Below are 12,040 nucleotides of genomic sequence, written 5' to 3' on the forward strand. Positions count from 1 at the left end.
TCGGGAAACGAGCCTGATCATCGACGTGCTGACGCGTGATCATGGCCGGCTCGCGCTCGTCGCGAAGGGCGCGAAGCGCCCGCACTCCGCGCTGCGCGGCGTACTGCAGACCTTCCAGCCGCTGCTGCTGTCCTGGTCGGGCAAATCCGAGGTGCGCACGCTGACGGGCGCCGAGTGGGTCGGCGGGATGCTGCCGCTCGGCGGCGATGGGCTGCTGTGCGGCTTCTACGCGAACGAGCTGCTCGTGAAATTCTGCGCGCGCGAAGATCCCCAGCCGCCGCTCTTCAATCATTACGTGCTGACCCTCACGCGCCTCGCGCACGGCGAGCCCGCGGTGCAGGTGCTGCGCTCGTTCGAGCGCGTGCTGCTGCGCGAAACCGGCTATGCGATGGCGCTGAACCGCACGGTCGCGCGCCGCGCGGTCGAGCCCGATCGCCGCTACGTGTTCGATCCCGAGCGCGGCGTGCGCAATGCGGACGACGAAGTCCCGTCGCACTGGCCGGTGATTTCCGGACAGACGTTGCTCGATATGGAGCAGGACGATTACCATCGAGCCCAGACGGTTGCGCAAAGCAAGACGCTGATGCGCTTCCTGCTGAACACCTATCTCGGCGGTACGCCGCTTGCCACGCGTCAGATCCTGATCGACCTGCAAAACCTATGAGCTTCTTCCTGACAACGCCCACCGCCATCGACCTCGGCGTGAACATCGACCACGTCGCGACGCTGCGCAATGCGCGCGGCACGACCTATCCCGATCCGATCCGCGCGGCGCTGGCCGCGGAAGAAGCCGGTGCGGATGCGATCACGCTGCACCTGCGCGAGGATCGCCGCCACATCGTCGACGCGGATGTGCGCAAGCTGCGCCCGCTGCTGAAGACGCGCATGAACCTCGAGTGCGCGGTGACGGCCGAGATGCTCGATATCGCATGCGAAGTGCGCCCGCATGACGCGTGCCTCGTGCCCGAGAAGCGCGAGGAACTGACGACCGAAGGCGGTCTCGATGTCGCCGGCCACTTCGAGGCCGTGCGGGCGGCATGCAAGCAACTTGCCGACGTGGGCGTGCGCGTGTCGCTGTTCATCGACCCGGACGAGACGCAGATCCGTGCCGCGCATGAAGCGGGCGCACCGGTGATCGAGCTGCATACGGGCCGTTACGCCGAAGCGCACGACGAAGCCGAACAGCAACGCGAATACGAGCGCATCGTCGCGGGCGTTCAGGCCGGCGCGCAGCTCGGCCTGAAGGTCAATGCGGGTCACGGGCTGCATTACACGAACGTGCAGCAGATCGCCGCGATCGACGGCATCGTCGAGCTGAACATCGGCCACGCGATCGTCGCGCACGCGATCTTCGCGGGCTGGGACAACGCGGTGCGCGAAATGAAGGCGATCATGGTCGCCGCACGCGTTGCCGCGCTGCATGGCGGCGCGCGCTGAAGATGAAGCGCCGCCGCGCGTCGCGCGTGATGCCTGACCCGGCCCGGCCGGGTCGCACCGGTGCGCACTGACATGGCGATCTACGGCATCGGTACCGACATCGCCCAGGTGAGCCGCATCGCGGCCGTGCTCGAACGCACGGGCGGCCGGTTTGCCGAGAAGGTGCTGGGTCCCGACGAGCTGCGCGTGTTCCATGCGCGCCGCGCCCGATCCGAGGCGCGCGGCATCGCGTTCCTCGCGACGCGCTTTTCCGCGAAGGAAGCGTTCTCGAAGGCGATCGGGCTCGGCATGCACTGGCCGATGACGTGGCGTGCGCTGCAGACCCTCAATCACCCGAGCGGCGAGCCGTACGTGGTCGCGTCGGGCGAGCTGGCCGACTGGCTGGCCGCCCGTGGCATCACGGCGCGCGTGACGGTCAGCGACGAACGCGACTACGCGGTGTCGTTCGTGATCGCCGAGACGGACGCCGCGCCTGCACCTGTTCCCCGAACCTCCTCCTGACGGAATTTCCGATTCGATGAAAACGACTCCCGGCCCGGTCATGCTCGACGTCGTCGGCACGGCCCTGTCGCGCGATGACGCGCGGCGCCTCGCGCATCCGAATACCGGCGGCGTGATCCTGTTCGCGCGGCACTTCCAGAACCGTGCGCAACTGACCGCGCTGACCGACTCGATCCGCGCGGTGCGCGAAGACATCCTGATCGCCGTCGATCACGAAGGCGGGCGCGTGCAGCGGTTCCGCACCGACGGCTTCACGGTGCTGCCCGCGATGCGCCGCCTCGGCGAGCTGTGGGATCGCGACGTGCTGCTCGCGGCGAAGGTCGCCACGGCCGTCGGCTACATCCTGGCCGCCGAGCTGCGTGCATGCGGGATCGACATGAGCTTCACGCCCGTGCTCGATCTCGACTACGGGCACTCGAAAGTGATCGGCGATCGCGCGTTCCATCGCGATGCGCGCGTCGTCACGCTGCTCGCGAAGAGCCTGAATCACGGGCTGTCGCTCGCCGGGATGGCGAACTGCGGCAAGCATTTCCCGGGGCACGGCTTCGCGGAGGCCGATTCGCACGTCGCGCTGCCGACCGACGACCGCACGCTCGATGCGATCCTCAAGCAGGACGTCGCGCCGTACGACTGGCTCGGCCTGTCGTTGTCCGCGGTGATTCCCGCGCACGTGATCTATACGCAGGTCGACAAGCGGCCGGCCGGTTTCTCGCGAGTGTGGCTGCAGGAGATCCTGCGCGGGCGGCTCGGTTTCACAGGCGCGATCTTCAGCGACGACCTGTCGATGGAAGCCGCGCGCGAAGGCGGCACACTCACGCAGGCGGCCGACGCCGCGCTCGCAGCCGGTTGCGACATGGTGCTCGTCTGCAACCAGCCGGACGCGGCCGAGGTCGTGCTGAACGGGCTGAAAGCGCGAGCCACGGACGAGTCGGTGCGACGCATCAAGCGGATGCGCGCGCGCGGCAAGGCGCTCAAGTGGGACAAGCTGATCGCGCAGCCCGAGTACCTGCAGGCGCAGGCGCTGTTGAGCAGCGCACTGGCCTGAGCGGGGAGGGGATGGCGCGATTTGCGCCATTCCGGTCGCCGAAACAAAAAGCCGCGCAATTGCGCGGCTTTTTTATGGATTGCTGCCGGTACGAACCAGGTAGTTTCTGGAATCAAGCAGGTCGACGAAGTGAGCTTTAGCGCAACTAACGGTCAAGCCCTGCCAGACCCTGCAAGCATCGCTGCCCGCTCAGTTCACCTTCATCCGCTGCAACTTGTTGTACAGCGTCTTCGGGCTGATGCCGAGCAGCGTTGCCGCGCGGTGGCGCGTGCCGCCGACTGCGTCGAGCGTTGCGCGGATCAGCAGATCCTCGACGTCGGACAGCGGCGTGCCGACCTTGATCTGCACGCTGCTGCCGTTCAGCGCGGCGCCGGCCGAGAAGCTCGGCTCGCCCGCGCGCAGCGTCTCGATGAAATCGCCCGATGCGTCGTACGCGAAGCGCACGCGCTCCTGCAGTTCGCGCACGTTGCCCGGCCATTCGTAGGACAGGCATTCGCGCACGAAGCCCGGCGCTGCGCGCTTGTCGGTCGTGCTGCGGCCGGTTGCGCGCGCTTCGCGGTTCAGTTCGTCGATCAGTGCGTCGGCGATCGCGAGCGCGTCACCGTCACGTTCGCGCAGCGGCGGCATCGTGATCGATGCCGCATCGAGGCGCAACCACAGATCCTCGCGCAGCGTGCCGTTCGCGACCGCTTCGCGCGCCGGACGGCGCGTGGTCGCGATCAGCCGGAAATCGCTCGTGATCGAGCTCGTGCCGCCGATCCGCATGAAGTTCTGCGAATCAAGCGCATGCAGCAGCGCTTCCTGCAGCACGAGCGGCAGCGCGGTGATTTCGTCGAGGAACAGCGTGCCCCCGCCGGCCTGTTCGAACAGGCCCGATTCGCGGCGCTCGGCGCCGTCGAACGCGCCGCGCTCATGGCCGAACAGCACGCTGTCGAGCGATGCGCCGTGCCGGCCTGCCTGTGCGATCGTCCGGCAGTCGAACGACACGAACGGCCCCTTGCGGCGCCGGCTCAGGTCGTGCAGCGTGCGCGCGGCCAGCTTCTTCCCGGTACCGGCTTCGCCCGAGAACAGCACGGCCGTTTCGGTGCGCGCGTTGTGCTCGATCATGTCGTACACGTGCTGCATCGCGTCGCTGCGGCCGACCAGCGCGCCGAAGCGGCCGAGATGGCGCAGCGACGCGCGCAACGCCTGCACTTCGTCGATCAGTTCGTACGGGCGCGGGATCCGCGCGAGCAGGCTGCGCAGGCGCGGAATGTTGATCGGCTTCAGCAGGTAGTCCCAGATGCCGTGACGCAGGCCCTCGATGGCGCTTTCGACCGTCGCATTGCCCGTCAGCACGATGACGGGCAGCGAGCCGTTCGGCTGTTGCTGCGGCAGGTGCTGGAGCAGGTCGAACCCGCTGCCGTCCGGCAGGTTCAGGTCGACGAGAACGACGTCGGGAATGGAGCGGCCGAGCGCCGTGCGCGCTTCGGCGAGCGACGTGGCCGTGTCGACCGAGAAGCCGTCCGCGGCGAGCAGCGCGGTGAGGCCGGACAGACTGTTGGGATCGTCTTCGACAATCAGGGCGTGTGGCATGGTGGACGCGAGTCGAGTCAAGAGAGGCGGGCTGTCGGCCAACGGGGCCGCAACCGCATGTCAGATTAAAAACTGATTTTATGCCCCGCTGAACGCGTAACGAGCATTATTTCTCCGGCGCTATAAAACAGTTACCGATGATACAAATTGAATATCTTTACCGGTGGATTTTGTGCTTTATATGAGCCTGACCCCGGCCCGGTTGTTGGCGCCGGACAAACAAAAAGCGCCCCGAAGGGCGCTTTGTTCGATGCGGGTATCGCTGGCGATTACGCGCGGCTGCGGTATTCGTTCGTACGCGTATCGATTTCGATCTTGTCGCCGGTGTTGCAGAAGAGCGGAACTTGCAGTTCGAAGCCCGTTGCGAGCTTGGCTTTCTTCAGCACCTTGCCCGACGACGTGTCGCCCTTGACTGCCGGCTCCGTGTAGATGATCTCGCGAACGAGGGTCGTCGGCAGTTCGACCGAGATCGCCTTCTCGTTGTAGAACACGACTTCGCAAGCCATGCCGTCTTCGAGGTAGTTCAGCGCTTCGCCCATCATTTCCGCTTCGACTTCGAACTGGTTGTAGTCGGCGTCCATGAACACGTACATCGGATCGGCGAAGTACGAGTACGTCACTTCCTTGCGATCGAGCACGACGACGTCGAACTTGTCGTCGGCCTTGTAGACCGATTCCTGGCCTGCGTTCGTCAGCAGGTTCTTCATCTTCATCTTGACGACGGCCGAGTTACGGCCCGACTTGTTGTATTCAGCCTTGGCGATGACCCAAGCGTCGCTGCCGATCTGCACGACGTTGCCTACGCGGAGTTCCTGTGCGGTTTTCATAAAAAACTGTCCTGATCAAATCAAATAAATAGGTGCCTGAGCGTTGCGCAACGGCTGACGGTGCAAGCGTGCGTTCCGGTGGACGCCAAAAGCGAGCGCTTGCCTGGTCAGCCGTCGGATAACCGCTTATTTTAACTGAGATTTTGCGTATTCCGCCAGCTTTCCGGCGAGATCGCCGACAGCCGCGAGCGCATCGGCCCAGCGGGCCGCGTTCGCGTCCAGTGCGGCGCGGTGCTGCCAGAAATCGGCCCAGTCGGGCGTGCCGACGCCGTTCCATGCATGCCAGAACCGCTCGAGCGCCGCACGCGGCGCGTCGGCGAGGCCGGCCGACAGGTGCGCGAGCGCGGCATCGAGCTTCGGCAGGTGCACGTCGTCGGCCTGCGGGTAGATGTGCCACACGAACGGCTTGCGTGCCCATTGCGCCCGGACGAACGAATCCTCGCCGCGCACGAAATTGATTTCGGCCACCCACAGCAACGGATCGTAGTCGGCCTGGGGGACGAACGCGAGCCCGTGAGCAGTCAGGTTGCCGCGGTTCGCATGTGCGCCCGCGCCGAACGACTCGACCCCGAAAAAACGCGCGACGGCAGGCGACACACGGCCGGCCGGCACGAGTGCGACGACCGGCGACGGGCCGTCGCGCCACTGCGCGAGCAGCGCGTCGACGGCCGGATTCTCGTAGGCGAACAGGCTGACGACCGTCGTGCCGGGGGCCGGCGGCGGGCCGCCAGTCGCGCGCCGCCACCACGCGTCGCGCGCCGCGGCGTCGGTTTCGAAGGCCGTGCGGCGCGTATCGAGATCGTGCTCCTTCAGGACGCCGCCGGTGCCGGCCGACAGGCCGGGGAAGAAAAACGTCTTCAGCAGCGGGTAGCGCGGATGCGGGGACGGCCGCAGATGGAAATCGGCGACCCAGTCTTCGGCGCTCAGGTATTCGAGGTTGATCCACACGGGGCGACGGGCGCGGCGCGCCATCGCCGCGAGATACGCGCCGGGCAGCTCGCACGCGAACGCTTCGATCACGACATCGGCGATCTCCAGCGCGTCGCCGACTTCCGCATGCCAGTGCTCGACCACGATGCCGTCGACCGTCTGCCGCCCCGCGTCGGGATCGACCCCGGGCAGCAGGCGCGCGAACGTGCGCAGGTCGTCGACGAACAGGCGAACCTGCCAGCCGTGTTCGTGCGCGAGCTGGCGCGCGACGCGCCAGCAGACGCCGATGTCGCCGAAATTGTCGACCACCGTACAGAAGAGGTCGCAGGCGATCGGTTCGCCCGGCGCGAGCGGTGCGGCGGGCAGGGGGGCAGCGGTGGTGCGTGGCATCGAAGCGGGGCGGTGAATGCTCTAAACTGGCGATTCTAATAGACCCGTTCCGCGTTACAAGGCGCCCGGATCACGCATGACATCCCCTGAAGCTTCCGATACCCCGTTCGAACCGAAGAAGATCCTGGCGCAGTTGCCGCACATGCCGGGCGTCTATCGCTATTACGACACGGCGGGCGCCGTGCTCTATGTCGGCAAGGCTCGCGATCTGAAGAAGCGCGTATCGAGCTATTTCACGAAGACGCAGCTGTCGCCGCGCATCGCGATGATGGTCACGCGCATCGCGCGTATCGAGACGACCGTCACGCGTTCGGAGGCCGAGGCGCTGCTGCTCGAGAACAACCTGATCAAGGCGCTCGCGCCGCGCTACAACATCCTGTTTCGCGACGACAAGTCGTATCCGTACCTGAAGCTCACCGCGCACCGCTTTCCGCGGATGGCCTACTACCGCGGCTCGGTCGACAAGCAGAACCAGTATTTCGGGCCGTTCCCGAGCGCCTGGGCCGTGCGCGAGAGCATCCAGATCCTGCAGCGCGTGTTCCAGTTGCGCACCTGCGAGGATTCGGTCTTCAACAACCGCACGCGGCCGTGCCTGCTGCACCAGATCGGGCGCTGCACGGCGCCGTGCGTCGGCGCGATCTCCGACGAGGATTACGCGATCGACGTGTCGAACGCGGCGCGCTTCCTGCTCGGCCGGCAGTCCGAAGTGATGAAGGAGCTCGAGCAGAAGATGCACGCGTTCGCGGCCGAGCTGAAATTCGAGCAGGCGGCGGCCGTGCGCAACCAGATGAGCTCGCTCGCGACGGTGCTGCACCAGCAGGCGATCGAGGTCGGCAGCGACAGCGACGTCGACATCCTGGCCGTCGTCGCGCAGGGTGGGCGCGTGTGCGTGAACCTCGCGATGGTGCGTGGCGGCCGGCATCTCGGCGACAAGGCGTATTTCCCGACGCACGTCGAAAGCGCGCTGACGCTCGCGGAGGGCGGTATCGGCGACGAGTCCGAGCAGGCGGAGGCGGCCACCGCGGCCGCCGACGTATTGCTGCCCGACCTGCCTGCGGAAGAACCCGGCCGCGCGCGTGGCGACGCGGCGGCGTCGGTCGAGGCCGAGGTGCTCGACGCGTTCATCGCGCAGCACTATCTCGGCAATCGCGTACCGCCCGTGCTCGTCGTGAGCCATGCGCCCGCGAGCCGCGACCTGCTCGAGTTGCTGTCCGAGCAGGCTGGCCACAAGGTGTCGCTGGTGCGGCAGCCGCAGGGGCAGCGGCGCGCGTGGCTGTCGATGGCCGAACAGAATGCGCAGATCGCGCTCATGCGGCTGCTGTCCGAGCAGGGCTCGCAGCAGGCGCGCACGCGTGCGCTCGCGGAGACGCTCAGCTACGAATGCGACGATCTCGCGACGCTGCGGATCGAATGCTTCGACATCAGTCATACGATGGGCGAGGCGACGCAGGCGTCGTGCGTGGTCTACCACCATCACAAGATGCAGTCGGGCGAGTACCGCCGCTACAACATCACCGGGATCACGCCGGGCGACGACTACGCGGCGATGCGGCAGGTGCTCACGCGCCGCTACGAGAAGATGGTCGAGCAGGCCGCGCAGGCGGCTGCCGCCGACGATGCCGCCGGGATCGACGGGGAGTCGACGCGTCAGGCCGAGGCGTCGAGCCTGCTGCCGAACATCGTGCTGATCGACGGCGGCAAGGGTCAGGTCGAAATCGCGCGGCAGGTGTTCACCGAGCTCGGCCTCGACACGTCGATGCTGGTCGGCGTCGCGAAAGGCGAGGGGCGCAAGGTCGGCCTCGAGACGCTCGTGTTCGCGGACGGCCGCACGCCGCTCGAACTCGGCAAGGAGAGCGCGGCGCTGATGCTCGTCGCGCAGATCCGCGACGAGGCGCACCGCTTCGCGATCACCGGGATGCGCGCAAAGCGCGCGAAGGCGCGCCAGACGTCGCGGCTCGAGGAACTCGAGGGGGTCGGCGCGAAGCGCCGGCAGCGGCTGCTCGCGCGGTTCGGCGGGTTGCGCGGCGTGGTTGCCGCGAGCGTCGAGGAACTCGCGAGCGTCGAGGGCATCTCGCACGCGCTCGCCGAGCAGATCTACAAGCAGCTTCACTGACGCGGCCGTGCGGCCGGCCGCGTTGCCAGCGTTCTTGTGGCAGGCCGGTCGACACGGCACAATTGCGAATCCTTTACTGTCCCGCATGCCATGCCGTTCAATTTCCCGATTTTCCTGACGTGGGTACGGATCGTGCTGATTCCGCTCGTCGTCGGCGTGTTCTATCTGCCGGACACGGTGATGGGCGGCGCGCACCGCAATCTTGCGGCGGCGGCGATCTTCATACTCGCGGCGCTGACCGACTGGTTCGACGGCTATCTCGCCCGCAAGTGGAATCAGACGTCGTCGTTCGGCGCATTTCTCGATCCGGTGGCGGACAAGCTGATGGTGACGGCCGCGCTGCTGATCCTCGTGCAGATTTCGCGGGTCGACGCGGCGATCGCACTCGTGATCGTCGGCCGCGAGATCGCGATTTCGGCGCTGCGCGAGTGGATGGCACAGATCGGCGCGTCGAAGAGCGTTGCGGTGAACCAGCTCGGCAAGTTCAAGACCGCCTGCCAGATGGTCGCGATTCCGATGCTGCTGTTCTACGGGCCGCTGCCGCTCGGCGTCGCGACGATCGACACGCGCGTTTGGGGCGAATGGCTGATGTATCTCGCCGCGGTGCTGACGATCTGGTCGATGCTGTACTACATGAAGCTCGCATGGCCGCAAATTCGCGAGCGCGGGGGCGCGTGATACGTCCGGTCGAGCAGGTTTTTGGAAAAAGGGCTGGAAAAGCCCTTGACACACGAATGTGCCTTCGACATAATCTCGCTTCTCCGCTGCACGACGAAGTAAGTGTGTGACGGGGAAGCAGTAGCGCAGCAATACGCGGGAGTAGCTCAGTTGGTAGAGCGCAACCTTGCCAAGGTTGAGGTCGCGAGTTCGAGACTCGTCTCCCGCTCCAGATTTTTCTGGCAGCGTGTTGTACGGCAAAGCGCTGCAGATGCAGGACACATGCGGGAGTAGCTCAGTTGGTAGAGCGCAACCTTGCCAAGGTTGAGGTCGCGAGTTCGAGACTCGTCTCCCGCTCCAAATTTTGATCCACAGACTTCTACTGGGGTCTGTAGGTCATTGAAAAAAGGAGCTTCGGCTCCTTTTTTCATTCCAGCGAGTGCCACGGAAATCCACCCACAGCTACCGTTTTTGAGTGACCAAATAAGGCACAAGAATACGGGTGGGTCGGCTACCGGATAGTTGCTGGGGCTGAGCGGGGACCATGACGAGCATAGGGCCTAAGTCATTACTTAGGAGTCTCGAAATGGCGCTCTCTGATCTGACCGTCCGGCAGGCGAAGACCACCGGAAAACGCTACACCCTCTCCGACAACGACTGCCTGGGCCTGATGGTCTCAGCCGCAGGCGGCAAGTCATGGCAATTCCGCTACTACTGGCTGGGCAAGCAAAAGCGCCTGTGCCTGGGCGGCTATCCTGCTCTCAGCCTGCGCGAGGCCCGGATCGAGCGAGACAAGGCCCAGGCCCTGCTCGCCAGGGGGATCGATCCTCAGGTCGAGCGCGACCAGAAACGGCACGCGGCCAAGCTGGCGGGCGAATACACCTTCAAGACCGTCTTCGATGCCTGGGTCGAGCATCGCCGCAAGGAACTCAAGGAAGGCCGTCAAAGCACGCTGTCGCAGATCCTGCGCATCTTCAACAAGGACGTGTTGCCCACCCTGGGAAGAATGTCGATCTACGACATTCGCCGCCCCCAACTCCTGGGCGTCTTGGCGGCGATCGAGAAACGCAAGGCGTTCACCACCGCCGAGAAGGTCCGCACCTGGTTCAACCAGTTGTTCCGCTATGCCCTGGTCATTGCCGAGGGGTTGGAAGTCAACCCGGCCGCCGACCTGGACGTGGTGGCAGAGCCCAAGCCCCCCGTAGCCCACAATCCCTACCTGCACCTGCCCGAGATGCCCGAGTTCCTCCAGAAGCTCCGGCTCTACAACCCCCGTGGCTGGCAGACCCAGCTTGGCGTCCGGCTGCTGTTCCTGACCGGGGTGCGCACCGGCGAACTGCGATTGGCCGAACCCGAACAGTTCGACCTCGACAGGGGCTTGTGGATCATCCCACCGCAGATCGTCAAGCAGCTCCAGGATGAAATGCGCAAGGCAGGGAAGCGGCCGCAGGATGTGCCCCCCTATATCGTGCCGCTATCCCTGCAGGCCATCGAGATCGTGCGCTATCTCCTGGGGGTGATGCGGCCGGCGCAGAAGTACTTGCTGTCACACCGCAGCGAACTCAAGAAGCGCATCAGCGAGAACACCCTCAACAAGGCCGTGCAGCTCATGGGCTATGAGGGGCGCCTGACCGGCCACGGCATCCGCGGCACTATCTCGACGGCGCTCAACGAGATTGGCTACCCGAAGATTTGGGTGGACGCGCAGCTTTCCCATTCCGACCCCAACAAGGTGAGTTCGTCCTACAACCACGCCAAGTACGTTGAGCCGCGCCGTCGGATGATGCAGGACTGGGCCGATCGGCTCGACCTGCTCGAACAGGGCGAAGTGGAAGCCGCGAGCGCGCATCTGACCATCCGTATCGACGGGGTGCCGGCGATGGCAGAAGTGGAGGAAGCGGTGGATGCGACCCTCGCGATGGCCGAGCCCACTCCTCCCGGCGTCCCGCCCGTCGTGGCCACGCCTATTGTCGTAACCCCGAGCAACGGCGGCATCACGTTCCAGCGGCTGTCTCAGGTACCGCCGCCTCCGACGCATGCCCCAGAGCCGGAAGTGTCCGCGATCCAGCGCGAGCGCGAGGAAATGCTGACCATCTACGAGTCTCCAAGCAGCTTGCCGGTCCCGCTGTTCGGCAAGCTGGCCGGAAAGTCCAAGGACCAGATCAACCGCGAACTGAAAGCGGGCAAGTTGCTGTCCATCAGTTTGGGCAATCGGGGGCAGCGTGTTCCCGATTGGCAACTGGTGCCGCTCAAGCACAAGCTGGCCCAGGTGCTCATGAACCAGTGCCCGCACGCGGATTCGTGGGATCTGTACCGCATGCTGACCCAGCCGCACCCTGACCTGGGGGACCGCGCGGCCATTGATGCGGTCACGCCGACCAACGTGCCGGCGATCATCCAGGTCATCATGGGCGACTACCAGCACTATGCGGATATGCCCGAGGCCATTGCCCCGTACCCCATCCCCGAGGATGTGCGGCAAAGCGTTCGTCGGCTGGTGGATAGCGCAGTAGTTCTAGACGGAGCATAGGGCTCTCAAACCTTGCAGGGGCCTTGCGGCCCCTG

Annotated in this window: 10 protein-coding genes and 2 tRNA genes; 9 read left to right on the forward strand and 3 right to left on the reverse strand. The window is 65.6% G+C overall.

The window, feature by feature from the left end; translation table 11 throughout:
• The 4 genes from recO to nagZ form a co-directional block, all read left to right on the forward strand.
• Positions 1 to 664, forward strand: a 664-nt coding sequence (gene recO, locus JYJ84_RS06575) for a DNA repair protein RecO (RefSeq protein ID WP_205189140.1), incomplete at its 5' end; no start/stop codon positions are given.
• The gene (gene pdxJ / locus JYJ84_RS06580; RefSeq protein ID WP_031400031.1) at positions 661 to 1,437 is read left to right on the forward strand and encodes a pyridoxine 5'-phosphate synthase; all 777 of its coding nucleotides are present in this window, start codon (positions 661 to 663) and stop codon (positions 1,435 to 1,437) included. The genes recO and pdxJ, both read left to right, overlap by 4 nt.
• 72 nt (positions 1,438 to 1,509) lie before the next feature.
• On the forward strand, positions 1,510 to 1,938 hold the full coding sequence (gene acpS, locus JYJ84_RS06585; RefSeq protein WP_175221280.1) for a holo-ACP synthase: 429 nt from the start codon (positions 1,510 to 1,512) through the stop codon (positions 1,936 to 1,938).
• 16 nt (positions 1,939 to 1,954) lie between these two features.
• A complete protein-coding gene (gene nagZ, locus JYJ84_RS06590; RefSeq protein ID WP_122944848.1) occupies positions 1,955 to 2,983 on the forward strand; it encodes a beta-N-acetylhexosaminidase in 1,029 nt (342 codons plus the stop codon).
• Between the two features lie 189 nt (positions 2,984 to 3,172).
• Here the strand turns inward: nagZ and JYJ84_RS06595 are convergent, their stop codons facing one another.
• From JYJ84_RS06595 to earP, 3 genes are all read right to left on the reverse strand, one after another.
• Positions 3,173 to 4,558, reverse strand: a complete 1,386-nt coding sequence (locus tag JYJ84_RS06595; protein WP_122944849.1) for a sigma-54 dependent transcriptional regulator — start codon at positions 4,556 to 4,558, stop codon at positions 3,173 to 3,175.
• 269 nt (positions 4,559 to 4,827) lie between these two features.
• Entirely contained in the window at positions 4,828 to 5,385 is a 558-nt protein-coding gene (gene efp / locus JYJ84_RS06600) for an elongation factor P (protein ID WP_175221279.1), read from the reverse strand.
• Between the two features lie 126 nt (positions 5,386 to 5,511).
• Positions 5,512 to 6,705, reverse strand: a complete 1,194-nt coding sequence (gene earP / locus JYJ84_RS06605; protein ID WP_175221278.1) for an elongation factor P maturation arginine rhamnosyltransferase EarP — start codon at positions 6,703 to 6,705, stop codon at positions 5,512 to 5,514.
• Positions 6,706 to 6,781: 76 nt separating this feature from the next.
• Here earP and uvrC point away from each other — a divergent pair, with 76 nt between their 5' ends.
• The 5 genes from uvrC (at position 6,782) to JYJ84_RS06630 (ending at position 12,005) form a co-directional block, all read left to right on the forward strand.
• The gene (gene uvrC, locus JYJ84_RS06610) at positions 6,782 to 8,818 is read left to right on the forward strand and encodes an excinuclease ABC subunit UvrC (protein ID WP_122944851.1); all 2,037 of its coding nucleotides are present in this window, start codon (positions 6,782 to 6,784) and stop codon (positions 8,816 to 8,818) included.
• 90 nt (positions 8,819 to 8,908) lie between these two features.
• Complete coding sequence (pgsA, locus tag JYJ84_RS06615) at positions 8,909 to 9,496, forward strand: CDP-diacylglycerol--glycerol-3-phosphate 3-phosphatidyltransferase (RefSeq protein WP_011351424.1); 588 nt, start codon at positions 8,909 to 8,911, stop codon at positions 9,494 to 9,496.
• Between the two features lie 135 nt (positions 9,497 to 9,631).
• Positions 9,632 to 9,707: transfer RNA gene (locus JYJ84_RS06620), tRNA-Gly, on the forward strand.
• Between the two features lie 52 nt (positions 9,708 to 9,759).
• Positions 9,760 to 9,835 (forward strand) — tRNA-Gly (locus JYJ84_RS06625).
• Between the two features lie 226 nt (positions 9,836 to 10,061).
• Positions 10,062 to 12,005: an integrase arm-type DNA-binding domain-containing protein gene (locus tag JYJ84_RS06630; protein WP_009876631.1), complete on the forward strand. Its 1,944-nt coding sequence runs from the start codon at positions 10,062 to 10,064 to the stop codon at positions 12,003 to 12,005.
• Positions 12,006 to 12,040: the final 35 nt, after the last annotated feature.

The sequence above is a fragment of the Burkholderia sp. LMG 13014 genome (assembly GCF_905232215.1).
Taxonomy (GTDB): Bacteria; Pseudomonadota; Gammaproteobacteria; order Burkholderiales; family Burkholderiaceae; genus Burkholderia.